General features: G+C 53.6%; 22 protein-coding genes. 11 read left to right on the top strand and 11 right to left on the bottom strand.

Annotated features, from left to right (window positions below):
* Positions 1 to 11: 11 nt before the first annotated feature.
* From B6S09_RS03985 to B6S09_RS03970, 4 genes are read left to right on the top strand one after another with little or no spacing between them, the layout of a single operon-like run.
* Positions 12 to 887, top strand: a complete 876-nt coding sequence (locus B6S09_RS03985) for a type II secretion system F family protein (RefSeq protein ID WP_094277218.1) — start codon at positions 12 to 14, stop codon at positions 885 to 887.
* A gap of 1 nt (position 888) precedes the next feature.
* Entirely contained in the window at positions 889 to 1,773 is an 885-nt protein-coding gene (locus B6S09_RS03980) for a type II secretion system F family protein (RefSeq protein ID WP_094277217.1), read from the top strand.
* The gene (locus tag B6S09_RS03975) at positions 1,770 to 2,927 is read left to right on the top strand and encodes a tetratricopeptide repeat protein (protein ID WP_094277216.1); all 1,158 of its coding nucleotides are present in this window, start codon (positions 1,770 to 1,772) and stop codon (positions 2,925 to 2,927) included. The genes B6S09_RS03980 and B6S09_RS03975 overlap by 4 nt, the downstream gene beginning before the upstream one ends.
* A gap of 51 nt (positions 2,928 to 2,978) precedes the next feature.
* Entirely contained in the window at positions 2,979 to 3,263 is a 285-nt protein-coding gene (locus tag B6S09_RS03970) for a DUF3613 domain-containing protein (protein WP_094277215.1), read from the top strand.
* Between the two features lie 11 nt (positions 3,264 to 3,274).
* Here the strand turns inward: B6S09_RS03970 and B6S09_RS03965 are convergent, their stop codons facing one another.
* The 6 genes from B6S09_RS03965 to B6S09_RS03940 form a co-directional block, all read right to left on the bottom strand.
* Positions 3,275 to 4,030, bottom strand: coding sequence for a response regulator transcription factor (locus B6S09_RS03965; protein ID WP_094277214.1), 756 nt, complete (start codon positions 4,028 to 4,030; stop codon positions 3,275 to 3,277).
* A gap of 78 nt (positions 4,031 to 4,108) precedes the next feature.
* A complete protein-coding gene (locus tag B6S09_RS03960) occupies positions 4,109 to 6,781 on the bottom strand; it encodes a PAS domain-containing sensor histidine kinase (protein WP_166670268.1) in 2,673 nt (890 codons plus the stop codon).
* A 10-nt stretch (positions 6,782 to 6,791) separates the two neighbouring features.
* Positions 6,792 to 7,268: an A24 family peptidase gene (locus tag B6S09_RS03955; protein WP_094277212.1), complete on the bottom strand. Its 477-nt coding sequence runs from the start codon at positions 7,266 to 7,268 to the stop codon at positions 6,792 to 6,794.
* Between the two features lie 170 nt (positions 7,269 to 7,438).
* Positions 7,439 to 9,388, bottom strand: coding sequence for an acetoacetate--CoA ligase (locus tag B6S09_RS03950; RefSeq protein ID WP_094277211.1), 1,950 nt, complete (start codon positions 9,386 to 9,388; stop codon positions 7,439 to 7,441).
* Entirely contained in the window at positions 9,385 to 10,377 is a 993-nt protein-coding gene (locus B6S09_RS03945) for a fumarylacetoacetate hydrolase family protein (protein WP_094277210.1), read from the bottom strand. Before B6S09_RS03945 ends, B6S09_RS03950 begins: the two co-directional genes overlap by 4 nt.
* Positions 10,374 to 11,501 (bottom strand): homogentisate 1,2-dioxygenase, encoded by a 1,128-nt coding sequence (locus B6S09_RS03940; RefSeq protein WP_094277209.1) that lies wholly within the window; start codon positions 11,499 to 11,501, stop codon positions 10,374 to 10,376. Before B6S09_RS03940 ends, B6S09_RS03945 begins: the two co-directional genes overlap by 4 nt.
* A 126-nt stretch (positions 11,502 to 11,627) precedes the next feature.
* On the opposite strand from B6S09_RS03940, the gene B6S09_RS03935 reads away from it, so the two are divergent.
* On the top strand, positions 11,628 to 12,074 hold the full coding sequence (locus B6S09_RS03935) for a MarR family winged helix-turn-helix transcriptional regulator (protein ID WP_094277208.1): 447 nt from the start codon (positions 11,628 to 11,630) through the stop codon (positions 12,072 to 12,074).
* 134 nt (positions 12,075 to 12,208) lie between these two features.
* On the top strand, positions 12,209 to 13,363 hold the full coding sequence (locus B6S09_RS03930; protein WP_094277463.1) for a CehA/McbA family metallohydrolase domain-containing protein: 1,155 nt from the start codon (positions 12,209 to 12,211) through the stop codon (positions 13,361 to 13,363).
* Positions 13,364 to 13,472: 109 nt separating this feature from the next.
* Here B6S09_RS03930 and B6S09_RS03925 read toward each other — a convergent pair whose 3' ends face one another.
* On the bottom strand, positions 13,473 to 14,081 hold the full coding sequence (locus tag B6S09_RS03925) for a superoxide dismutase (RefSeq protein WP_094277207.1): 609 nt from the start codon (positions 14,079 to 14,081) through the stop codon (positions 13,473 to 13,475).
* Between the two features lie 93 nt (positions 14,082 to 14,174).
* Here B6S09_RS03925 and B6S09_RS03920 point away from each other — a divergent pair, with 93 nt between their 5' ends.
* The 3 genes from B6S09_RS03920 to bfr (B6S09_RS03910) all read left to right on the top strand — a co-directional run bounded on the left by B6S09_RS03920 (position 14,175) and on the right by bfr (B6S09_RS03910) (position 15,675).
* Positions 14,175 to 14,588: a DUF2753 family protein gene (locus B6S09_RS03920; RefSeq protein ID WP_094277206.1), complete on the top strand. Its 414-nt coding sequence runs from the start codon at positions 14,175 to 14,177 to the stop codon at positions 14,586 to 14,588.
* Between the two features lie 142 nt (positions 14,589 to 14,730).
* Entirely contained in the window at positions 14,731 to 15,195 is a 465-nt protein-coding gene (gene bfr, locus B6S09_RS03915; RefSeq protein ID WP_094277205.1) for a bacterioferritin, read from the top strand.
* A 12-nt stretch (positions 15,196 to 15,207) separates the two neighbouring features.
* Entirely contained in the window at positions 15,208 to 15,675 is a 468-nt protein-coding gene (bfr, locus tag B6S09_RS03910) for a bacterioferritin (protein ID WP_094277204.1), read from the top strand.
* A 138-nt stretch (positions 15,676 to 15,813) separates the two neighbouring features.
* Here bfr (B6S09_RS03910) and B6S09_RS03905 read toward each other — a convergent pair whose 3' ends face one another.
* A complete protein-coding gene (locus B6S09_RS03905; RefSeq protein WP_094277203.1) occupies positions 15,814 to 16,680 on the bottom strand; it encodes a LysR family transcriptional regulator in 867 nt (288 codons plus the stop codon).
* 203 nt (positions 16,681 to 16,883) lie between these two features.
* Between B6S09_RS03905 and B6S09_RS03900 the strand changes: the two genes are divergently transcribed.
* Positions 16,884 to 18,008: an S-(hydroxymethyl)glutathione dehydrogenase/class III alcohol dehydrogenase gene (locus B6S09_RS03900; protein ID WP_094277202.1), complete on the top strand. Its 1,125-nt coding sequence runs from the start codon at positions 16,884 to 16,886 to the stop codon at positions 18,006 to 18,008.
* 200 nt (positions 18,009 to 18,208) lie between these two features.
* Positions 18,209 to 19,045, top strand: a complete 837-nt coding sequence (fghA, locus tag B6S09_RS03895) for an S-formylglutathione hydrolase (protein ID WP_094277201.1) — start codon at positions 18,209 to 18,211, stop codon at positions 19,043 to 19,045.
* Positions 19,046 to 19,143: 98 nt separating this feature from the next.
* Here the strand turns inward: fghA and B6S09_RS18630 are convergent, their stop codons facing one another.
* From B6S09_RS18630 to cysC, 3 genes are all read right to left on the bottom strand, one after another.
* Positions 19,144 to 21,573 (bottom strand): capsule polysaccharide biogenesis protein, encoded by a 2,430-nt coding sequence (locus B6S09_RS18630; RefSeq protein WP_244900097.1) that lies wholly within the window; start codon positions 21,571 to 21,573, stop codon positions 19,144 to 19,146.
* Positions 21,574 to 21,770: 197 nt separating this feature from the next.
* Positions 21,771 to 22,559, bottom strand: coding sequence for a 3'(2'),5'-bisphosphate nucleotidase CysQ (gene cysQ, locus B6S09_RS03880; protein ID WP_094277200.1), 789 nt, complete (start codon positions 22,557 to 22,559; stop codon positions 21,771 to 21,773).
* Between the two features lie 207 nt (positions 22,560 to 22,766).
* Positions 22,767 to 23,384 carry an adenylyl-sulfate kinase gene (gene cysC, locus B6S09_RS03875; protein WP_211281086.1) on the bottom strand — a complete coding sequence of 206 codons (618 nt, stop codon included), beginning with the start codon at positions 23,382 to 23,384 and terminating at the stop codon, positions 22,767 to 22,769.
* Between the last annotated feature and the right edge of the window lie 30 nt (positions 23,385 to 23,414).

Genomic DNA, 23,414 nt, shown 5'->3' with positions numbered 1-23,414 from the left:
AGGAGACAAGCATGAATATGCCCTTAGTAATGCTGTTGGTTGCTTTGCTGTTGCTGGCACTGTCGGTGTTGCTGGTGTTCAGTGCACGTAAAAAAGCCAGATCTGAAAAAATGATGGGTGCGCTGGCAAGCGAGAAAGCATCATCATTGCAGTCCAGAGGGGCACTGCATATTGCTCTGCTGCGTGCAGGCATACAGCTCACCAGCTCCAGGCTGATGGCGGCTGTGCTGCTTTATGTGCTGCTCGTTATTCTTCTCTACTGGACGCTGGGTGCCTTGATAGCGCTGGCAGGGGCGGGACTGCTGCTGTTTGCGGTTAAGGTATTTATCGAAGTACGCCAGCGCCGTCGGGTGGCTAAAATGGTCAAGCAGCTTCCGGCCTTTATCGACCATATTATTCGTAGTCTTAAATCCGGCAGAACCCTGATGGAGGGGATGGATCAGGCCGTTGATAGCGCGGCCAATCCGCTTAAATCAGCTTTTGAACGCAGCCAGCGTTTTATGCACCGGGGTGCCAGTATGGAAGATGCAATGGACGACCTGGCCGGCTTGTATCAAATCAAAGAGTTTCAGCTGCTGGCGCTGGCGGTGCGGGTAAATCAGAAATATGGCGGTAATGCGGTGGAGGTGCTCAGTCAGCTGGTCAGTATGATCCACGAACGTGATAAAGCGGCGCGTCAATTGAAAGCCATGACCGGAGAGACTCGCGTCAGTGCACTGGTACTGGGGCTGTTGCCGGTGTCACTGGCAGCTTATGTGTTTATATCAAGCCCGGACTTCTTTCTGGAATTGTGGCATGATCCGTCGGGTAAAAAGCTCCTGCTGTTTGCATTTTTGTTCCAGGTGGTTGGTTCGTTAACCCTCTGGCGCATGTTGAGGAGTGTGTAATATGAACTCACTGTTCCTCAGCTCCGTGCTGCAGCTCCTGCTGGTGGTGTTGCTGCTGTTGTTATTTTTTGAAGAGCGGCGTATACGCAGAGCTATCAACCGGCGTCTTGGCAAGCCTCATCCGGTAGATAAAAACAAACTGCTGAGTGAGTTTGCCCAGAGCCGCATGGGTAAAAAAGGCTTTCAGCTGGACGGTGAAGTACGTATGTTGCTGAACCAGCTGGGATGGCGTAAGCGAACTCAGCAGTCTTTGTTTATTACCATTCAGCTTGGTCTGCCGGTGTTACTGGCACTGCTGGGGGTACTTTACGGCTCGCTTACCGGCAGTGACAATAACCCTTTGCTCACCGTTCTGGCACTGGCCGGCATTGGCTATCTGGTACCTAAACGCTGGCTGGTGAGTAAGGTGGCCAAGCGTAAGCAAAGACTGGCTGAAGAAGTCGAGATGATGCTGCCGTTGCTGCGTATTTTGTTTGAAGTGGGCATGACCGTGGAGCAGGCGCTGCGGGTGCTGTCGGCAGAAAGCGCACGTATTCTGCCGGAGCTGTCGACAGAAATAAGACAAATGTTGCAGCGTGTAGACGCGGGTATGTCGTTGCAGGAAGAACTTTCCCGTACCTCCGAATTGCTGGAGGTTGATGAAGTAAATGATTGTTTTACCGTACTGGAACAGCTTTCCCGGCAAGGCAGTGGCGCCATGGCTTCATTACATGCCATGAAAGAGCTGCTCACCGAACGACGGGTAACAGCGTTGCAGGAAAAAGTATCCAGAATGTCAGCGAAAATGTCGGTTGTAATGGTCGCGTTTTTGTTTCCGGCACTCATGATTGTATTGGCTGGTCCAGGTTTTATGGCCATTGTCAGGGCCTTTGGAGAAATGGGATGAAGAAAACACTTGGGCTGGCGGTGGCGGCCTTCATGACAACAGGCTGTGCTGTATTGCCGGATGGTAGTAAAAACAGCTACCAGGATGGTAACTCACCTTATTTGATCAGCGCCGAGCGCAGCAAGATTGCAACCTGTGATCCGCTCAGCCGTGAGCAGGAGCTGGCGATCAATTTGTCAAAAGAAATGGTGTCGGCGCGGCGTTTGCATGCAGCGTTGGCCAATCTCGAACGTCTTCCTGATGAGCTACCGGAAGCCAGGCTGGGCAAGGCTCAGATATTGCGGTTGCTGAAACGCCCTGAAGCCGAAGGACTGTATCAAAGCCTGACGGGGACCTGTTTAATTGCGGAAGGGTATCATGGTCTGGCACAAATGGCGGTGCTCAGAGATGATAACGAAACGGCATTGACATACATGCAGAAAGCCGTTGCCCATGAGCCGACCAACGAAGCCATGCGTAATGATCTTGGTATCATTTATATGAATCTGCGTAAGCTTGAAGAGGCCCGGTTTGAACTGCTGACAGCCGCTGAACTGAACGAAAGTAGTTCCCGGGCGATGCTGAACCTGCTGACACTGACACTGTATGAGGAAAACTTCGACGGTGCCAGCAAGCTGGCCGCCCGCTATAACATCCCCAGCAAGCAATATCAGCAAGCTCTGACCAAGGCTCGCACTATGCGGCAACAGGATCAGAGTGATGGTAAAAAAGCCGTAGCCAAAAAAGCAGCGCCCCAGATCGTGCAACAGCCTAAGCCGGCAGCACAGCCTGCGGCTCAGCCATCCAGTGTGGTTGCTGCGCCGGCCTCGAAACCGGCACCAGTTGCAAATCAGGCAGTACAGCCAGCAGCCAGTTCACCCAGAGTGGTTGCAGCACCGGTATCCAGGCCAGAAACGGTTGTAAGACCGTCTGCACAGCCCGTGGAAAGGTCATCCGGCGTGGCTGCCACACCGGTATCCAGACCTGCACCTGCTGTAAGGCCAGTTGCATCGTCACAGCCGGTAGCGCCGGCCCGCCAGGTTCGTTCGGTGAGTCAGGGAGCAACCCAGGTTAACCCGGGTATACAGCGGGTAACACCCGGAGTGAGACAGGCACAGGGAGTACAGCGTATTGATGCCGTCTCTCAGCCGATTGTCCCCATTTCTCTTCGCTGATTATGCAGGCCAGGCAGTTCGCCTGGCCATAAAAAACAAGGAGCTTGCCATATGGCGATCGTAAACCGGAGTGTATTACTGGCGTTGCTGCTGGTGAGCACTCATGCCGCAGCCAACACAATAACCCCGGCTCCGCATGGGCTTGTTGAGCCTTCTCCCGCCACGCAAACCGGTCGTTGGCTTCAGGTGCAGCGTGAGGGTAATCAGGCATCACAGCATATTCAGGTATCAACGGCGGCCGAGCAGGAGCTGTCCAGTCAGCGCTGGCTGGACAGCTACAGCCATTCTATCCCTGATCTTTATGAGCAGGGCGCAGAAGGTAAAGCTGATAATTGAAATAAAAATAGTTACAGGCTGGACAGGGCAAGGGCAAGCTGAGTGCGGTTATGCATTTTGGTTTGGCGTAAAATCTGTGAGACATACAATTTAACCGTATTCTCGCTAAGGCCAAGTTCAACAGCAATCTGGTAGTTGGTCATGCCCTTTCCAATTAACCTGGCAACGGCCTGCTGACGTGGAGAAAGTTCGGCAAGAACCTGGCAGTTCTGCGATTCGGCAGGGGCACTGTCCGTCACGGCATCGGCTGTAACTACCTGGCCGTGCTGATGGCTTTTTAACTGAGAAACATCGCCATGCAGATCGCGCATAAATTCGGAGAGCTGCTGCAGCTTTTGCTCGAGACTGCCTATCTGCATGGCATGGCTTTCTTTTTTTAGCTCACTTTTTAAACTGGCCACACCGTGTAGCAACTCATCCATATCGAGAGGCTTTGAGTAGTAGTCCGACACCCCCAGCCTGAGTGCATTAATAATGTCTTCTTTTTCCGAGCGACCGGTAAACAGAATAGTTTTCAAGGGGCGAGCAGAGTGTCTTGCGGCTTCAAGAAAGTCTTTAAGTAAAGAGAGCCCGTTTTTTCCCGGCATATGAAAGTCGCTGAGAACAATGCTGATATCCTTGTTCTCATGAAAAATACGATAGGCAGTATCGACATCATTGCAATGATGGCAGTGGTAGCCATGATCACTGAACAACTCACATAGTTCTTCAGTGATCATGGCTTCGTCATCAACAACAAGAAGGCTGTTAAAGTCAGGAAGCGTCATATTTTCCGCTACAGGGCAAAAGACATATTGTAGTGTATGTAAGAGCCAAATAAATACAATGTATTAACACCTTCGTATTTATGTGATATTGGTCACACTTGTGTTGCTGCTTTTATTAGCAGGAAGCTCAATGCTGAACAGGGCTCCTCTTTCTGAGTTGTGGGCTGTTAAACGACCGTGCATTTTTTCAATAATCCCCAAACTTACGTTAAGGCCGATGCCGGTTCCTTTACCATGAGGTTTGGTAGTGAAAAAAGAGTCAAAAATGGAGTCAAGGTGCTCCGGAGGAATGCCCGAGCCATTATCTTCAACGGTAATGTTCACCAGGTTATCATGGTGGAACATATTAATATAAATTTCAGGCGAGAAGTCTTCTTGCTTTCCTTTTCTCTCAATGAGCGCATCTTTTGCGTTAATGAGCAAATTGATCAAAACCTGTTCAAGCTGATCCTGGTGTCCAAACACCTGCGGCGTCGGAGAGGTTAAGATATGCAGGTGTATATTATTATTTTGTAAGGTGTCTTTCGTTAAAGACAGGGCGCCATCAATAGCATTTTGTGGTGTAAACAGTTTTTTCTCCAGTGCTGAACGGCGACCAAAAAAACGAAGATGTTCAATCGTTCTGGTACTTCTCTCTATCTGCTCATCAATGCGATCCAGCTTTTTCTTCATGTAATCAATATCTAGTTCTGCATTTTTCATTTTTCTTTTCAGGTTGTTGATCGACATTCTCATAACACACAGGGGCTGGTTTATTTCATGAGCCAGTGTGGTTGAAAGCTCTCCCAGCATGGCCATTTTTGCACTCTGATACATTTCCAGACGTGCTTTATAGACTTCTGTATTATCCCGGCCTACCGCCTGTACTTCCTGAAGATTACCTTGCTCATCGAAAATTCCTCTTTCGGCCCATACAACCCAAAGAGGTTTCCTGCCTGGAACATGTAAACATATTTCTGCATTAATTATTGGGTTGTCAGGAGAAAGTTTTCTCAGGCGTGAGTGGAATGCCTCTTTTTGTTCATCAGAAAGGAAGTTATTTAAGTCTATAATACTTTCATTGTCGGATGAAACGTAATCAAGGAACAGTTTGTTGGCAAATGTGATTAGCAAGTTTTTGCTGTATCTGCAAATGATAGCCGGGGAGTCTTCTACTAAAATTCTGTAGCGCTCCTCACTGGCATTTAACTTTTCATTGGCATGTACGGATTCTGTAACATCAATGTAGAGGCCAATTACCTCTTGTGGCTGCCCCCACTGATCCCGAATTAATTTTGCTTCATCCAGCATCCAGTGATACTGGCCTTTAGTATCAAGTAATCGATAATGACAGCTGACAATGCCATATTTAAGAAGGGTTGCGGTCCTGTTATAGAATATATCTTTATCTTCAGGGTGAACATGCTCGGGTAAACTGGTTTTTTTAAACTCTTTTGCACTCCAGCCAAGCAGGCTTTGAATGCTATCGCTAAAGTAATGACTTTTTAATGCACCATGTACATACTTTTGAAGGTAGATAATGGCCGGCGCATTGGCAACCAGCGTGGTGATGCGCTCCTGTGCCGCTCTGGCTTCCAGCTCGGCTTTGACGATGCGGTCTACCAGAGTAATGCTGCCGCATAGCCTGCGCTCTTCTTTTTTGCTGGTGCGCTCTAAAGATAAGTTGAGCTCATACCAGAAATATTGCTTGTCAGCATGCTGGAGGCGAACTCTTTGCTTTATACTTCCAAGGCGTCTGACAGCACTGTTCATTCTGTCATTAAATTCTTCCCGTTCAGCGTCTGCAACCTTATTAATAAAGTCCTGGTGGCTGCATTCGGTATCTACTGAGAGCAGTTTACACATTGGCTCCGGGATAATAAAAGCTGACTTATTGATGTCATACTCTATCCAATAGATACTTTTTTCTGTAGTGATGTACTCGTGTATTGCATCTCTGCTGCTGTATTCCAGCTCTCTCTTTCTGGCTAGTACTGCACCAGCCAAAAGCTTACATTTGACGCTGATGTCTTCAGTGTCAATATCGCTTTTCTCACTAACACCTGCGATGATAAAAGCTTCTTTTTTATAGTCATAATAGTAGGGGGTAATCAGTAATGAGTACTTTTTCCCTGAAAAAAGAGTTTGTTGGATGAGCTCTGGTTTGTGTGTTTCGTTTACGATCTCATGGGCGTTCTCTCGAATAAACAGGTTTAGTTCTAAAGCGCTTCCCTGAGAGTCCGCTGCTCTCCAGTCGTCATTGTTATCCTTCATAACTAAAGATGCAGATGACAGCAGATAAAGCTGAGTGAGCTGTGCCAGGCTTTTACTAACAACTACATCAAGCTCACTGCTGTCAACGCTTAGTATGGTTTCTATACTTCTTTCTACGCACTTTCCCCGGAAAGCGGTTTTATCTTTCTGGTGCTTTTCAGTAACCAGCCTGGTGATGTTAATCAACCTAAGCTTCCAGAATGCACCTTCTTTTTCTATTGCACCGTGAAAGTCAAGCGAATTTCCTTGTGCGCCTGTTAAGGTGGCCTCAATCACTTTACCGACCCAGGCCGCGGGTCTGATATCGTGATCTGGTAAACCAAGGATATTGGCAAGGGAGAATAAATCATCTGATACCTGCAGATTCAGCTGGCCCTGCCGGTTTACTATTTCGCCCTTTTCATCAAACGTGAAAACAATACCCGGGTGCTCGGCATCATGGCTTTGCTTCTGTTCCCGAGTGCTATTTTTTTTTATTTTCAAAAAATGAGTAAACATAGATCCTCGCTCAGGAAAAGGGGATACAGATGGCCGCACCCAGAAAAATAAAAGGGGCATAAGGCAGTTTGTGGCGCTGCTCGGGAGACAGGGTCCAGGCATATCCTCTTACCTGCGCAGGCAACAGGTTCCAGAGGTGACCAGAGCTGATTCGCCACAGCAGCATGGTGACGGCTGCCAGCACAAACGCCCAGAGTAAGGGCATGGGGCCGGCAAGCAGTGCAAATGCCAGCATCATTTTGATATCACCGGCCCCCATTTTTCCCGCAAGAAAGCCCGGCAAGGTAAGTGCAACAGCAATGAGTGCCGCAGTGGCCCCCTGCATGGCAGGCTCTCCGCTGAGTGTGCAGCCTTGCCATAATAGCCAGATCAGCGAAAATATAAAAACAGGCAAGGTTAAAAAGTTTGAAATACGCCGTTGATGCACATCCTGAAAGGCGCATAAAAATAACCAGGATATGATAAGGGGAGTAGCCACAGCTTCCATGTTTGAAACGAGAGTTTGCGCAATGAATGGAGATGATATAGCAGTATGCCGGAACTTGCTGCCGATTCTTTTTTAAAATACCAGACAGCAAGAAAAAAAGCATGACTGAAATGGGGGGGACGGAAAAGACCGTGCGGCACACAGCTGACTGGTGATGGCTGATTCTGCTATCAGGCCAGCTCCGGGCGGTTTTTAAACTGTTCCAAAGCGTCAGGGTTGGCCAGTGCTTCCATATTCTTAACTGGCCTGTTGTGCACAACCTCCCGCACTGCCAGCTCCACCAGCTTGCCGGAACGGGTACGGGGTATATCACTGACTTCCAGAATAACGGCCGGCACATGGCGGGGGGAGCAAGCCGTTCTTAATTGCTTGCGGATGGCTTCACTCAACTCAGGTGTCAGTGAGTGCCCCCCGGCCAGTTGCACAAACAGCACCAGACGCTCGTCGTTGTTCTTGCGTTGACCAATGATCACGCTGCCGGCAATTTCTCTGAATTGTGCCAGTTGCCGGTAAATCTCAGCCGTGCCAATGCGTACTCCGCCGGGGTTGAGCACCGCATCGGAGCGGCCGTGAAACACCATGCCGCCTTCAGCTGTCTGGGTGACAAAGTCACCGTGCTGCCATACACCCGGCCAGCGTGCCCAATAGGCATGATGGTAACGGCTGCCATCGTTGTCGTTCCAGAATCCCAGCGGGCGATTGGGAAACGCATTGCAACACACCAGCTCTCCGGGCTGGCCGAACAAACGCCGGCCATTGTCATCAAACACCTGCACATTCAGCCCCAGCCCCGGCCCCTGACATTGCCCGCGGTAAACCGGGCTGATGGGATTACCCAACACAAAACAGCCGCAAATATCGGTGCCGCCGGAAATGGAGGCCAGTAACAGATCGCGCCTGATATGGCGGTATACAAAGTCGAACTGCTCCGGCGCCAGTGGTGAGCCGGTCGAGCACAGGGTGCGCAATGCGCCCAGGTGATATTGCCGGCCCGGCTTCAGCCCGCTTTTTTCCAGCACTTCCAGATAATTGGCCGAAGTGCCAAACAGGCTGATCCTCTGTTCAGCCAGCCACTGCCACAGCCGGCCGGCATCCGGATGCAGAGGAGCACCGTCATACAACAGCAGGGTCGCGCCGCAGGCCAGGGACGAAGCCAGCCAGTTCCACATCATCCAGCCGCAGGTAGTGAAATAAAACACGGGGTCACCGGGCTGAATATCACAATGCAGCAGGTGCTCTTTGAAGTGATTAAGCAGGGTTCCGCCGGCGCTGTGCACAATGCACTTGGGCTTGCCGGTGGTGCCGGACGAATAAAGCACATACAAGGGGGCATTAAACGGCATGGAATGAAAAGTAAGCGGAGATCCTCTGTGGGTGGCCAGGATTTCCCGCCAGCCGGTGACACCGGCGGGGAGAGCTGAGGGCTCCAGACAGGAGACTTCCACCCGGTGGGTGATGCTGCCAATGGCAGTCATGATCGCTGCTGCTCGTTCACGGCTGTGATGTTGTTTGCCGTTATAATCATACCCATCGGCGGCGAACAGCACCTTAGGCTGAGTCTGGCCAAAGCGTTCAATCACGCCTTCGCTGCCAAAGTCGGGCGAGCAGGAGGTCCAGATACCTCCCAGGGTGGCGGTGGCCAGCATGGCCACGACGGTTTCCGGAATATTAGGCATAAACCCGGCTACGACATCACCTTCTTGTACGCCGGCATGGCGCAACCAGGCAGAGACGGCCGCCACCTGTTGCTGCAGTTCATGCCAGCTCAGCTGGCTGCAGCTGCCATTTTCTGACCGGGCGATAATAGCCGGACTTTCCCCCGGTACCCGCTCGTGCATCAGCAGATTTTCGGCAAAATTCAGCCGGGCATCGGGAAACCAGACGGCATGTTCGGCATCCTGGCTGTCAGCAACGGTGGTGCCGCCTCTGTGCCCAATGACTCCGGCAAAGCGCCACAACTGATGCCAGAACAGATCGCTGTACTCCACCGACCAGGCATGCAGGCTGGCATAGTCACTGAACTCAAGCCCCAGTTCCCGTTCCAGTCGTTGCATAAAGGCGTGCAGCAGGCTGTTGCGTATTCGCTCCGGTGACGGTGACCATATTGGCGATGAGCTCATGTTGCCGGCCCGCGATAAGGTACCAGCTGCTGATCAATGGCACCAAAAATAGATTGTCCCTGTTCATCGAACATTTCCATCCGTACCCGATCGCCAAAGCGCATAAAGGGGGTGCTGGCTGCTCCGGTGTTCAGCAACTCACGGGTACGGCGCTCGGCGATGCAGCAAGCACCGCTGTGCTCATCCCGGTTTGATACCGTGCCTGAACCGATGATGGTGCCGGCACCCAGCCTGCGACTCAGACTGGCATGAGCAATCAGCTGGTCAAAGCCAAACGTCATGTCTACGCCGGCTTCGGGCTCGCCGAACAGCTGATGGTTCAGTAATACCCTCAGCCTGTGGTGCACCCGGCCGTGGTGCCAGTAAGTGCCCAGTTCATCGGGAGTCACCGCTACTGGCGAGCAGGCGGTGGCGGGTTTCGACTGAAAAAAGCCAAACCCCTTGGCCAGCTCAGCCGGAATAAGGTTGCGCAGCGAGACATCGTTCACCAGCATCAGCAGCCGGATATGGGGATGGGCCTGTTCAGCGGTGATGCCCATGGGCACATCGCCGGTGATCACCGCTACTTCGCCTTCAAAATCAATGCCCCAGGATTCATTGGCAAGGGCGATGTCATCGCAAGGGCCTAGGAAACCGTCCGACATGCCCTGATACATCAGCGGGTCGGTCCAGAAGGCAGGAGGCATGTCGGCCCCACGGGCTTTGCGCACCAGCTCTATGTGGCTCACATACGCGCTGCCATCGGCCCACTGATAGGCCCGGGGCAGAGGAGCAGCGCAGCTCCCGGGGGCAAATGCAAAGGCCATGTTGCATTCTCCCCGGTTCAGTCGCTGATACAAAGCGCGTAACGCCCGTTCACATTCATCCCAGTGATCAAGAGCGGCTTGCAGGGTAGGGGCAATGCCTTCGGCATGACAGGCCTGTTGCAGATCCCGGGAAACGACTACCAGGCGGCCATCGCGTCCTTCTTTCAGAGAAGCCAGTTTCACGATTCCCTCCAGGAGTTGACATAGTCGGGGTTTTCCACGCCCTCTGGCAGTGTAGCCAGCTCAAGTGGCAGGCGGCTGTCTATCATCACCGCCACTTCGTCAGTGGCCTTGCGGCCGTTTTGCTGACTGACGGCCAGTGCTTTGGGGTGCGGACCATGAGTAAAGCCACAAGGGTGCCAGGTGATCATGCCGGCATCGATATTATCCCGGCTGAAGAAGTTGCCCCGGTGGTAAAAAATCACTTCATCGTAATCATCGTTATTGTGAAAAAACGGCACCTTAAGGGCACCGGCATCCTGCTCCATGGGGCGGGGAACGAAGGTGCAGATAACAAAGTCTGGGGCTACCCAGGTGCTGTGAGCTGAGGGCGGCAGATGATAGCGATGACTCATTAATGGACGGATATCCCGCCAGTTGAGCCTGAGTACGGTCAGGTCACCTTTCCAGCCCAGCGCATCCAGGGGGTTAAATGGATAGGTGATGGTGTTTATCCGGCCGCGGGCTTTCAGCTGCACCTGCCACTCACCGGGCGTGGTGGCCTGCCCGGCAAAGGCCTCATCAATACGCGGATGTTCCAGTACGCCGGGATCAAAAATAGCGTGTTGTCCGGCCGGCCCTCTGTCGGCCAGCTGATAGCTGCCGTGCGTGGCTTCAATCATCAGCAGGGTAACCGGAGCTGAGGGCTCGATGCGCCAGCTGGTGGAACGGGGAATGATCAGGTAATCGCCTTCATCAAAAGGCAGCCGGCCGTAATCGCAGTACAGCTCGCCGCTGCCCTGATGAACAAACAGACATTCATCACCATCGCCGTTACGTACCAGGTGGTCCATGGCACTGTGGCACTGCCACAGACGGATGGATAAACGCTCGTTGTATAACAGCGGTGTTGCATGCCACGGAGACGGACCCATACCGGGCAGTTTGCGGGTGTCCAGCGCCCGGGGCCGCAGTGGCCCCTCCCAGTGGCTCCAGCCGGTGGGAGGATGGCGGTGATACATATGACTGGCGGGCCCAAAAAAACCGTCTTTGCCTATTTCCCGCTCAAAGCTGCCGGCAGGCAGATCACAGTGGGCCTGGCGTGAATGTTCGCCTTCACGCAGTGGAAAGGAAACCCGGTTTTTCATGTGTTGCCTCCGGTGAAGATCAATACTTTACTCACTATAGCTGCCCCGCCATATTGTGCTGGCCCCTTCAAAGCAGTGTTCAAAAATGGTTACACTTTGGGCTTTACGGACTGACAGGACGTTGACATGGGTGAACAGAGTGAACTGGAGCTGGAACGTTTTCTTCCCTACAAACTGATGCAGGTGGCTGAGCGGGTGGGGGCCGAACTGGCGGTGTTTTATCGTAAAGAATTTGGTATTACCCGGCCTGAATGGCGGTTGATGGCAGTATTGGGAGATGGTCGCTCGTTGATCGCCCGGGAGCTGGTCGAAATGACTAGCATGGATAAGGTGAAAGTGTCCCGGGCCTTGCAGGGGCTGGAAGACAAAAAGCTGATAAAGCGTACCTCGAACCCCAGAGATCAGCGGGCGGCGCGTATTGTGCTCACCACCGAAGGGAAAGAATTGCACCGGCGCATGGTACCCCGGGTGCTGGAATGGGAAGCCAGCCTGGCCGAGGGCCTCACCGGCGGTGACACCCGCCAGTTGCTCAGTTCCCTTAATCAACTGCTGGCCCGGCTTGAAAACATGTAAGCCCTTATTCCGCCGGATATACGATGTATCATACGGCATCTTTTCTGGTTAGCAGTGGGCAAGGAAGCCTATTGTTTTCCGCAATGAAACTGTCAGAATTTGATGGTCTCTTAATTTTTATCGGGGTTTTCTTTATGCGTTTTTACCAAACCGGGCTTACCGTGCTGGCTGCCTTGGTGTTGTCGGCTTGTGCTTCTAATAATGAGCAGGCATCGGTACGGCTTGATGTCATGCAAGGGCCTACCTTCATTAAGGGCGGCGATGCGACCGGTGCACAGGACATTACCGTTAAATCGCCTTATTTTGCCTTTGCCATCAGTGCTGACACCGGTGCGCTGGTTGACCTGGCCATTGTCAATAATGGTCAGTATGGGCCCGATCTGGTACGTTCTCTTGACTTTATTCCGGCCGAAGGGCAACAGCTTACCTCGACAAAAATTGACGTGCTGGAGCAAACCGGTAAGCGGGTGGTGATTGAGCTGGAGCGCCAGCTCAATGGTCAAACGGTGAAAAGCCGTTATGAAGTCAACCGTGATAATGCCGGCATTCGCCTGAGCACGACTCAGGCCGATAGTGGCCAGCAGTTCTCCGGCTACCGTCTTGAGCGCAATCAGGGGCCGGTCACACTGCCCAGTTATAATGACATGCCTAATATGGTGCAGGCACACTGGACCGCCGCCAGCCTGCAAAATGAACTGGGCATTTTGTATGAAAGTGACGATCTGCGTAAAAACCGCCAGGGGGGGGAAGTGAGTGCATGGCTGAGTGCCGGTTCGCTTGATGTGCTCAGTGCCGATAAACCGCTGTATGGTGGCCAGGGGCAGGCGAAGCTGGCCCTGCTTGAGCTGACGCCGGTGACCTCTGGTTTTGAGGCCAAGCTGAAAGATCTGCGCCAGCGCTGGAGCCGGGGCGAAAAAGTATACCTTGGCGGCAGTAGCGGCAAGCTGTATGCCTACACCCCCAAGGGGCGGCTGAGTGCCGACTATGCCAGCGCCGCTGGCAAAGGACACAGCTTTTTGAGTTTTGGGCCGCAGGTATACCCGGTTACTACCAACTTCGGCGGCACCGCCAAGCCCTTTACTGAAAGCCAGGTAGAATTCCGTTCCGATGTGGGGCTGTCCAACGCCGAAGTATGGCTGGACGGTAAACAGGTGGCCGGCTGGAAAATAAACGGTGCCAAGTGGTTCAGAACCGGCGTGCCTGTCCCCCCGAATCACACCTGGATGCAATGGGTAGTGGAAGATCGCAATGGCAAGCGCGCCTATTCCAACCCGATCTGGATCGAGTAAATCAGACTCCTAAAAAAAGCTCTGCCACCACTGGCTCAGCATCAGCCACAAACCAATACAGATGATGGTGATGCCGAGCCAGGTTTTTAGCCGCCGCAGACGGCCTGGATCAAAACTGGGCTTCATAGCGAGCGGCTACTTCCGGCCAGTTGATTACCTCAAAGAAAGCCGCAATGTATTCAGGGCGCTTGTTCTGATATTTCAGATAATAAGCGTGCTCCCACACATCCAGTCCCAGTACCGGCGTTAAGCCTTGCATCAGCGGGCTGTCCTGATTGGCACTGCTGGTTACCATCAGTTTTTTACCGGCATCCACACACAGCCAGGCCCAGCCACTGCCAAACCGGCTTACTGCTGCCTGCACAAACTGCTCACGAAATGCATCAAAACTGCCAAATGCTTCGTTAATGGCCTCTGCCAGCTTGCCAACCGGTGCACCGCCGCCCTGAGGTGACATCACTGTCCAGAACAGGGAGTGATTGGCATGACCACCGCCATGATTGCGAACGGCGGCGGCCATATTATCGGGCAGGGTATTTATCTCCCGCAGCAAGCGCTCCAGTGGCCATTGCTCAAAGGGGGTGTCTTTTACTGCCGCATTCAGTCCGTTGACATAAGTCTGATGATGGCGGCTGTGATGGATTTCCATGGTCATGGTATCCAGGTGGGGTTCCAGGGCGTTGTAGGCGTAAGGCAGCTCAGGAAGCGTAAAAGTCATCACAAATCTCCGGTTGGTTAATCTAAATCATTTTCATTTGTGTTTAATTGTAAGTAAAGTCATATTTTATTTTTAATCAGCGGAGAGCAGAAAATGCACCTTCTCGCCCAGTGGAAAGCCATTACCACAAGCGCTAACCAGGCCTTCGCTCATGAGCGTTATGATCAGGCCTGTTGCTATTACCAACAGGCGTTTACTCTGCTGGTGCAGCAGTGGCCTGAAGCTAATAACATAATGCTGGTGGCTACCGGAACCGATATTGAATCTCTGGTGGTGTGTCTGTCGATCAGTGCCCAAAACCTGGCCGAAGCCCATGCTCGCCAGGGAAGTCATCGCCGTTGTCTCAGTCTGTTGCGGCGTACGCTGCAACGGTTGTCTGACTGGCACCGACATCAGTTACTGCCTCCGGAGGTAGAGGAAGTGGTACTGGGAGAATGCTCACAGCTATGGCGGGAGCTGTGCCGTCAGCAACAAATGGCCGGGCAGCGGCAGGCAAGGTTGCACTGAGCTGCCAATGAAAAGGGAGAATGCTACTGGTTCTCGTTCCCAGTTAAACTCAATAAAATCATACACTTAAGTTTTATTTTGAGTTGAAAAAATGCGATTCGCCGTCTATCCTTATGGCCATCATCGAACGGGGAGAGTGGTTATGAAAGGCGACAAAAAAGTCATTGAGTACCTTAACCAGGTGCTCAGTATAGAGCTGACCTCCATCAACCAGTATTTTCTGCACGCCCGCATGTTCAAAAACTGGGGGCTTCACCAGCTGAACGAGCGGGAATATAAAAAATCCATTAAAGACATGAAACAGGCCGACGAGCTGATCGAGCGCATTCTGTTTCTGGAAGGCCTGCCCAACCTGCAGCATCTGAACCGTCTGCGTATTGGTGAAAACACCGAAGAGATGCTCAGTTGCGATCGCCAGCAGGTTGAAGAACAACTGCAGGTGCTGAAACAAGCCATTGCCTACTGTGAGTCGGTGCACGACTTTGTATCCCGCGAGCTGCTGTGCGACCTGGAAGAATACGAAGAAGGCCACCTCGACTGGATAGACACCCAGCTCGATCTTATCGGCAAAATTGGCCTCGAAAATTACCAGCAGTCACAACTGTAAGGGAACAGAATCATGAAAGGTAACCAGCAAATTATTGCCGCACTCAACGAGCTGCTGGCAGGTGAGCTCAGCGCTATGGATCAATACTTCATCCACTCCCGTATGTATGAAGACTGGGGTTTTAGCAAACTGTTCGAACGCATTGACCATGAATTTGAAGATGAAAAGGGCCACGCCTCCAAGCTGATTGAGCGTATCCTGTTTCTGGAAGGCACACCCGACATGGTGACCCGTGTACCGCTTAACGTTGGCAAAGACGTGCCTTCCATGCTGCAGAGCGATCTGGATCTGGAATATAAGGTGATTGAAGATTTGCGCAAGGTCATGGCCCTGTGTGAACAAGAGCAGGACTATCAGACCCGCGACATGCTGCAGGTGCTGCTGGAAGACACCGAAAACGATCACACCCACTGGCTGGAGCAGCAGCTGGGTCTTATTCAGCGTATTGGCCTGCCCAACTACCTGCAGTCACAAATGTAATCTTCTCAAGGGAAGCAAATTAGTTCCCTCCCCTTGCCAAGGGGAGGGTTAGGGTGGGGTTTGTTTTAACCCCCTCCCAACCTCCCCCTTAAAAAAGGGGGAGGAGCGAAACAGTTCCCCCTTGCCAACTACGTTTACCTATAAACATTCAACCAAATAATCCACCAGCAGCCGCACTCTTGGCGACAGGTGTTTGTTGTTCGGATACACCACCCAGACTCCGTCGTCCGGCAACCGGAATTCATCCAGCAGGCTGACCAGCAGACCTTTCTCCAGCTCTTCCGTCACGTAATAATCCGGCAACTGCACGATTCCCAGTCCTTTGATGGCAGCATCTTTCAGCGCCAGGCCCGAATTACAATGCCATCCGGAAGGCAGCCGGAAGGTGCGTTGCCGGCCCTGCTCCACAAAACGCCAGTGCTCCACTGTACCGGCCAGGCAGCGGTGCTTTCCCAGATCACCAATCTGCTGTGGTATGCCGTTGCGGGCAAGATAATCGGGGGCAGCGCATAAATACTGGGTGCGGCGGGACAGCTTGCGGCACATTAAACGGGATGAGCCCAGGGTGCCCAGTCGAATTGCCAGATCAAATCCTTCCTGAATCAGGTCCACGGTTTTATTGGTCAGTACCATATCCAGCTGCAGGCCGGGATAGCGTAGTAAAAAGTTATTCACCAGCGGTGCCAGAAACTGCTCGCCATAATAAACCGGTGCTGTAATACGCAGTTTGCCTGCCGGGTTACCCTCCATGGTCATGACTTCCTGCTCGGCAGCTTGCAGGGCATCCTGCACCTGGCGCACCTGCTGATAATACACCCGGCCGGTTTCAGTTATCGTCAGCTTGCGGGTGGTGCGATACAGCAAGCGGGCACCCAGCCGCAGCTCCAGCTGGCTGATGCGCCGGCTTACATGGGCCACCGACACGTTTAATCGCTGTGCTGCTGCCGTAAAGCTTTCGCATTCCACGACACAGATAAACTCGTTAATGCCTTCCCAGTTGGTCATTATTGCTCATTGGTAAAAGTGTTTTGCTATAGAGGTTATTATCATTCGGAAGGGGCGTAATACAATAGTCGTTATCCCCTTGCGGGGGGGCTGTAAGCCGTCAGCTTTAAGTTAAAAGCACGTGTAGATTGGTGATGAGCGTAGCGAATCCCAACATTGCTGTTACCGCAATTTATCGCTTTAAAAACACACAGGAGCCTATCATGGACATGATTAAAACCCGCGCCGCTGTTGCCTGGGCCCCCGGTAAGCCGCTCAGCGTTGAAGAAGTGGATCTGATGCCGCCGCAGAAAGGTGAAGTGCTGGTGCGCATTGTGGCTACCGGCGTTTGCCATACCGATGCTTACACGCTGTCCGGTGATGATGCCGAGGGCGTATTCCCCTCCATTCTGGGTCATGAAGGTGCCGGTATTGTCGAGGCTGTGGGTGAAGGCGTGACCAGCCTGGAAGTGGGCGATCATGTTATTCCGCTCTACACCGCCGAATGTGGCGAATGTAAATTCTGTACATCCGGCAAAACCAACCTGTGTCAGGCCGTGCGTGCCACTCAGGGCAAGGGGCTGATGCCCGACGGAACCACTCGTTTCTTCAAAGACGGTCAGCCGATTTTCCACTACATGGGTTGCTCCACCTTTGCCGAGCACACCGTGGTGCCCGAAATCTCGCTGGCCAAAATCAGCAAAGATGCCCCGCTTGAGAAAGTTTGTCTGCTGGGTTGTGGTGTTACCACCGGCATGGGCGCGGTGAAAAATACCGCCAATGTGCAGGAAGGCGACACCGTGGCGGTGTTTGGCCTGGGAGGAATTGGTCTTGCCGTGATCATTGGTGCCGTGCAGGCCAAAGCCAGCCGCATTATTGCGGTCGACATCAACGAAGACAAATTCGAGATCGCCAAAAAGCTGGGGGCAACCGACTGCATCAATCCCAATGACTACGACAAACCCATTCAGGATGTGATTGTAGAAATGACGGATGGCGGTGTCGATTTCTCTTTTGAATGCATCGGTAACGTCAAGGTAATGCGCTCCGCCCTGGAAGCCTGCCATAAGGGCTGGGGTGAATCCGTTATCATCGGTGTGGCACCGGCTGGTGCTGAAATCTCTACCCGTCCGTTCCAGCTGGTCACCGGTCGTGTCTGGAAAGGCTCTGCTTTTGGTGGTGTAAAAGGCCGCTCTCAGTTGCCCGGCATTGTGGAGCAATACATGAACGGTGAATTTGAGCTGGATACCTTCATTACTCACACCATGGGCCTGGACGACATCAACCACGCCTTTGATCTGATGCACGAAGGAAAATCCATCCGTTCCGTGATCCTGTACAACAAATAAATAGCTTTAAGCTATCAGGCCGTCATTCCCGCGCAGGCGGGAATCCATGAGATCGGCACTTGGCCGCAGAATGGGCCCCCGCCTGCGCGGGGGCGACGAAATAGTCGTGTTGCCCGGCACCGATGATATTAACGGGCCCTCGTCCCTGCCGCGTGGGGACGACAGCAACCTGCTTGCAGCCGATTTTTAAAGGATTTCCTATGCAACTGATACAAGAGCAAAAATGCTTTGGCGGCCGTCAGATCCGCTATCAGCACGAAGCCAATAGCCTTAACTGCAGCATGCAGTTTTCTGTATTTCTGCCACCTCAGGCAGAGCTGGGGCCGGTGCCGGCGGTATACTGGCTGTCGGGGCTGACCTGCACCGATGAAAACTTCTCATCCAAAGCCGGTGCACAGCGGGTAGCTGCTGAGCTGGGGCTGGCGCTGATCATTCCGGATACCAGTCCACGGGGCGAAGATGTCGCCGATGACGCCGAAGGTGCCTACGATCTCGGGCTGGGAGCCGGCTTTTATGTGAATGCCACCCAGGCGCCCTGGAGTATGCATTATCGCATGTATGACTATGTGCTGAACGAACTGCCGGCATTGGTGGAAAGCGAATTGCCGTTAACCGGTCAGCGTGCCATCAGCGGTCACTCCATGGGTGGCCACGGCGCCCTGGTGCTGGCGCTGCGTAATCCGGAGCGGTTTGTGTCCGTCTCGGCCTTTGCGCCTATTTCCAGCCCCACCGATTGCCCCTGGGGTCACAAAGCCCTGGAAGCATATCTGGGAGACGACAAGGCCGCATGGGCCGAGTATGACGCCAGCCTGTTACTGAAGGAAAAGGGATGTTCACTGCCCATGCTGGTGGATCAGGGAGCAGCAGATAACTTTCTGGCGGAACAGCTCAAGCCCGATGCCCTGAAAGAGGCTGCCGAACAGGCCGGTGCCAGTCTTGAGCTCCGCCTGCAGCCGGGCTATGACCACAGCTATTACTTTATTGCCAGCTTTATCGAAGAGCACCTGCGGTTTCATGCGAAGCACTTAAGTCGGTAGGTCAGGACGAGTCCCAACATTTCAGCAGGCTATAAAAATGTTGGGATTCGCGCTGCTCACTGCCAACCTGCATGTTGTTTAAACTTACAGCTGACCGCTTATAGCTTACGGCTCCCCGAAGGGGAAAACGCTTCCCACAAATACCTTACCTTTCGCCAGCGGCGGTGGAGCAGTCGTAACAGCGCATGCTCGGGCTCCCGGTATGCTTCCCGTTCCCTGGCCAGCTGGCGTGCCATGCGCAGCGGAGTGCTGCACAGGCCGGTTTTATAATCCACATAGGTGGGATACCAGGCATAGGTGGCATACACCAGGGCCGGTAAGGGGAGGGCACGGCCACGACGAGTGACCGGGTGGATGTCGGTGGTCAGCCCCCAGCCGGCATAAAACGGCTGACCCCATACCGTGACCGGTTTGCCACGGATCAGTGCTTCCAGTCCGGTAAGGGATGTCAGCACGTGCACGGCATCCACCGTATCCAGGCAGTCCACAATGCCGGCCTCGGTTTCCACCAGGTCCACACAGGCTTTCAGCACGCTTTCCGGCACCTGTCCCTGGCGGTTGCCACTCACCACATCCGGATGGGGCTTAAACACAATAAAGGCATTGGGGTAAGCGGCCCGAACTGCTTCAAGCAAGGCAGCATTGCCGGCCACAAAGGGGCTGCCCAGTTGTACCGAAGCATCGTCGTCGACCTGACCGGGAACCAGCAGCAAGGGACGCTCTCCGGCTTGTTCCCGCCAGCCAAACCGGCTGCGAACACCCACGTTATATTTGGTCAGTGCCTGCTCTTTAAAATGGGTCAGCAACTGCTCTCCCAACTGCAGCTCCAGTTCAGAAAAGTCATGGTGCTTTAAATACTGCTCAATGGCACTGGGTGTGCGTGGATCGTAATACATGCCGACCGGATCGATAACCAATGAGCCCGGACGGCGCAGATCCGAGCCCAGGCCCACCGACCGCAAGAAGCCATCTTCCATGCGCCACACCGGTTGCGAGCAAGTGCCCGTCTGTTGTTCAAACTTGCGCCCCCATACCAGCACGGCGCAGTTTGTGCTGGATGCCTGCCTTTGCAGGCATGATGAGGGTGTGGAGTCATTCCGGTTCCCCCCACTGTCATTCCCGCGCCCATTATTGTCATTCCCGCACCCATTATTGTCATTCCCGCGTAGGCGGGAATCCATGGAGTCTTCAGCTCCCGCCGAACTGTCAGAACCTGAAAATATGTCGGGAATACGGTCAACATTGTCATTCCCGCACCCATTATTGTCATTCCCGCGTAGGCGGGAATCCATGGAGCCTTCAGCCCTCGCCGAACTGTCAGAACCTGAAAATATGTCGGGAATACGGTCAATATTGTCATTCCCGCACCCATTATTGTCATTCCCGCGCAGGCGGGAATCCATGGAGCCTTCAGCCCTCGCCGAACTGTCAGAACCTGAAAATATGTCGGGAATACGGTCAACAAACGTCACTTTTTTCGCATAGCGGCGCAAAAAGTAAGGTGAAAAACGCCGCCGCCACAATGAAAAGCCCACGGCCTGCAGCGTGTTTACCGGCGGCACCGGTGAACGTTGCGCCAAAATAAGATCCAGCAGATCCTCGAGCTCACAAGGCTCTCCGGTTACCGGATCCAGGTAGCGGCAATAACGCAGATACGCCGCGGCCAGCAGCTGTGGCACAGTGCGCAGTTCGCCCCGGCGCGGCACCGGAGCACGGTCATCGGTGGCTCCCCAGCCGGCGTAAAACGGAACACCAAAACACACCACCGGCTTGCCAGCCAGCAATGCCTCAAAACCCAGCTGAGACGTGACGGTATATACCTTGTCCACCTCAGTCATCAGAGCAAAGGGGTTCACGCTGTCGGCCAGCAGCAACACATCATCACCGGCAGCTGCGGTTAAATAGCCCTGTTTTTTGCCCAGCAGCACATCCGGATGAGTTCGCACAATAATCTGTGCGCCGGGGTTTTCAGCTCTGGCTGCGTGCAGCATATCGAAAAACGACTGCTCACTGGCCAGCCCCAGCCGTACCGACTGATCACCTTTGGTCTGGTCAATGACCAGCACTTTTGGGCGGGAAGCATCAAGCCGGGCTGTGACCGCCGGCGGCAATGCATTGTCGTCATAGCAGTTGTATTTGGTGATGCCGTTTTCTACCAGCGCCTGGTGCAGGGTATCGGCACGCTGTGCCCATGCCGGGCTCCACCAGCTGATGTCATTCAGCATCAGCTCAAGGGCGCTTGGCTGAGTGGCGTCGTAATAAATGCCCGTTTCATCCACGATCAGCGACAGACGATGGCCCGCATCGGCAGGGTGACCAATATAACCGACGAACCCGTCTTCCAGTTGCCAGAACGGTAACCTGCCTGTCAGGGCCAGCTGACGGGCCTTTTCAGTATTGGGTTTCATACCCCAGCCCACGACAGCGGTGGCCTGCCCTGTGGTAAAAAAGCCAACACGGGCAGGAGCCAGCAAAGCATTAAGTACCCTGCGCTGACGCCAGATACCGAAAGAAGTGGTTAAAAGCATAAAAGGCCGAAGGTAAAGGATGGTAGCTTGAGGCAAGTCCCGACATTTTGACTGATAACGTAGCCAGCTGCAAAACCCCACCCTGAGAGAGGATTGCTGAACTGTAGGTTGGAACGAGTCCCAACATTCCGACATGCGGTGCCAATGTTGGGATTCGCTTCGTTTATCGCCAATCTACATTTGTTTTAACTTACAGCTTACAGCTCCCCGAAGGGGTTTTCTCCGCCGAGCACCAGAAAGAAGGGGTTAAGCACTTCTTTGGTATTGGCATAGCTCAGAGGCTCGCCGTTCAGCTGCACTACAATGCCGCCGGCCTGCTCAACCACACACTGAGCGGCGCCGGTGTCCCATAGTGAGGTAGGGCCAAGACGGGGGTAAATGTCTGCGGCATTTTCTGCTACCAGGCAAAGCTTGAGTGAGCTGCCCATGGGCACCAGCTCATGTTCACCCAGTTGTTCCAGCAGAGCCGGTAACTCGCCACCGCCATGAGAACGGCTGCCCACCACGCGCCAGGGTGTACCGTTTTGGTGTGCTTTTACATGAATGGCCACCGGCTCAGCGTTGCCCTCATATTTAAAGGCCCCCAGGCCGTGAGCAGCGACATAGCCGACATTCAGGGCTGGCGCATACACCACCCCCAGCACCGGCTTGCCGTTTTCGATCAGGGCAATATTCACGGTGAACTCGCCGTTACGCTTGATAAACTCCTTGGTGCCATCCAGCGGATCTACCAGCCAGTAGTGGCCATGCTCATCGGCACCGGCAAAGCCGGCGGTGTCTTCTTCCGATAAAATGGGCGCTTGCAGCGGCAGCTCAGCCAGCCCCTGAACAATAATATGGTGGGCAGCGGCATCTGCTTCGGTCAGCGGAGACTTGTCTTCTTTTTGCTCAACGGTAAACTCGCGACCGTAAATTTCCATAATGGCAGCCCCGGCTTTGCGGGCCAGAGTGTCTACCTGATTAAGCAGTTCCTGAGTAACAGACATTCTTTATCCTTTTATTGTCATTTTGTAGGCTCGGCTACAGCCGGCCTACAACAATTGTCACTCCGGCGAAGGCCGGAGTCCATTCTGCAGAGAGAACGAGTTCGTAGGTTGGGACGAGTCCCAACATTCCGGCAGGCGGTATAAATGTTGGGATTCGCTACGCTCATCGCCAGCCTACGTCTGTTTAACTGACAGCTTATGGCTGTTTTACCCGATAAAACCTTTGTCTTTCAGCACGGCAATCACCGCATCCGCTGCCTCGCCTGCACTCAGTGCGGTGGTGTCCAGACGAATTTCCGGATTCTCCGGCTGCTCATAGGCGGAGTCGATGCCGGTGAAGTTCTTCAGCTCGCCGCGGCGGGCCTTTTTATACAGGCCTTTCACGTCGCGCTCTTCCGCCACGTTCAGCGGGGTGTCCACGTGCACTTCAATGAACTCACCCTCTGCCAGCAGCTCCCGGGCCAGGCGGCGCTCGGCGCGGAACGGCGAGATAAAGGCGGTGAGTACAATCAGGCCGGCATCCACCATCAGCTTCGACACTTCCGCCACCCGGCGAATGTTTTCCACCCGGTCGGCATCGGTAAAGCCCAGGTCCCTGCTCAGGCCGTGGCGCACGTTGTCGCCGTCCAGCAGGTAGGTATGGTTGCCCTGGGCGTGCAGCTTTTTCTCCACCAGGTTGGCGATGGTCGACTTGCCGGCCCCGGACAGGCCGGTAAACCACAGGACCACCGGCTTCTGGCTCTTGGTGAGGGCTCGGGCGTCCTTGTTCACATCCACGTGCTGCATGTGAATGTTCTGGCTGCGGCGCAGCGAGAAGTTCAGCATGCCGGCGGCGACGGTGTTGTTGCTCAGCCG

The organism is Oceanimonas baumannii, assembly GCF_002245495.1.
GTDB lineage: Bacteria > Pseudomonadota > Gammaproteobacteria > Enterobacterales > Aeromonadaceae > Oceanimonas > Oceanimonas baumannii.
Note: the sequence above shows the minus strand (reverse complement) of the source record. Positions and strands in the feature narration are given on the sequence as shown.

Excerpts from the sequence above, each read along its gene's own strand:
- B6S09_RS03985 (WP_094277218.1), top strand. The coding sequence starts at position 12 with ATGAATATGCCCTTAGTAATGCTGTTGGTTGCTTTGCTGTTGCTGGCA.
- B6S09_RS03980 (WP_094277217.1), top strand. The coding sequence starts at position 889 with ATGAACTCACTGTTCCTCAGCTCCGTGCTGCAGCTCCTGCTGGTGGTG.
- B6S09_RS03975 (WP_094277216.1), top strand. The coding sequence starts at position 1,770 with ATGAAGAAAACACTTGGGCTGGCGGTGGCGGCCTTCATGACAACAGGC.
- B6S09_RS03970 (WP_094277215.1), top strand. The coding sequence starts at position 2,979 with ATGGCGATCGTAAACCGGAGTGTATTACTGGCGTTGCTGCTGGTGAGC.
- B6S09_RS03965 (WP_094277214.1), bottom strand. The coding sequence starts at position 4,030 with ATGACGCTTCCTGACTTTAACAGCCTTCTTGTTGTTGATGACGAAGCC.
- B6S09_RS03960 (WP_166670268.1), bottom strand. The coding sequence starts at position 6,781 with ATGTTTACTCATTTTTTGAAAATAAAAAAAAATAGCACTCGGGAACAG.
- B6S09_RS03955 (WP_094277212.1), bottom strand. The coding sequence starts at position 7,268 with ATGGAAGCTGTGGCTACTCCCCTTATCATATCCTGGTTATTTTTATGC.
- B6S09_RS03950 (WP_094277211.1), bottom strand. The coding sequence starts at position 9,388 with ATGAGCTCATCGCCAATATGGTCACCGTCACCGGAGCGAATACGCAAC.
- B6S09_RS03940 (WP_094277209.1), bottom strand. The coding sequence starts at position 11,501 with ATGAAAAACCGGGTTTCCTTTCCACTGCGTGAAGGCGAACATTCACGC.
- B6S09_RS03935 (WP_094277208.1), top strand. The coding sequence starts at position 11,628 with ATGGGTGAACAGAGTGAACTGGAGCTGGAACGTTTTCTTCCCTACAAA.
- B6S09_RS03930 (WP_094277463.1), top strand. The coding sequence starts at position 12,209 with ATGCGTTTTTACCAAACCGGGCTTACCGTGCTGGCTGCCTTGGTGTTG.
- B6S09_RS03925 (WP_094277207.1), bottom strand. The coding sequence starts at position 14,081 with ATGACTTTTACGCTTCCTGAGCTGCCTTACGCCTACAACGCCCTGGAA.
- B6S09_RS03920 (WP_094277206.1), top strand. The coding sequence starts at position 14,175 with ATGCACCTTCTCGCCCAGTGGAAAGCCATTACCACAAGCGCTAACCAG.
- bfr (WP_094277205.1), top strand. The coding sequence starts at position 14,731 with ATGAAAGGCGACAAAAAAGTCATTGAGTACCTTAACCAGGTGCTCAGT.
- bfr (WP_094277204.1), top strand. The coding sequence starts at position 15,208 with ATGAAAGGTAACCAGCAAATTATTGCCGCACTCAACGAGCTGCTGGCA.
- B6S09_RS03905 (WP_094277203.1), bottom strand. The coding sequence starts at position 16,680 with ATGACCAACTGGGAAGGCATTAACGAGTTTATCTGTGTCGTGGAATGC.
- B6S09_RS03900 (WP_094277202.1), top strand. The coding sequence starts at position 16,884 with ATGGACATGATTAAAACCCGCGCCGCTGTTGCCTGGGCCCCCGGTAAG.
- fghA (WP_094277201.1), top strand. The coding sequence starts at position 18,209 with ATGCAACTGATACAAGAGCAAAAATGCTTTGGCGGCCGTCAGATCCGC.
- B6S09_RS18630 (WP_244900097.1), bottom strand. The coding sequence starts at position 21,573 with ATGCTTTTAACCACTTCTTTCGGTATCTGGCGTCAGCGCAGGGTACTT.
- cysQ (WP_094277200.1), bottom strand. The coding sequence starts at position 22,559 with ATGTCTGTTACTCAGGAACTGCTTAATCAGGTAGACACTCTGGCCCGC.
- cysC (WP_211281086.1), bottom strand. The coding sequence starts at position 23,384 with ATGCTGAACTTCTCGCTGCGCCGCAGCCAGAACATTCACATGCAGCAC.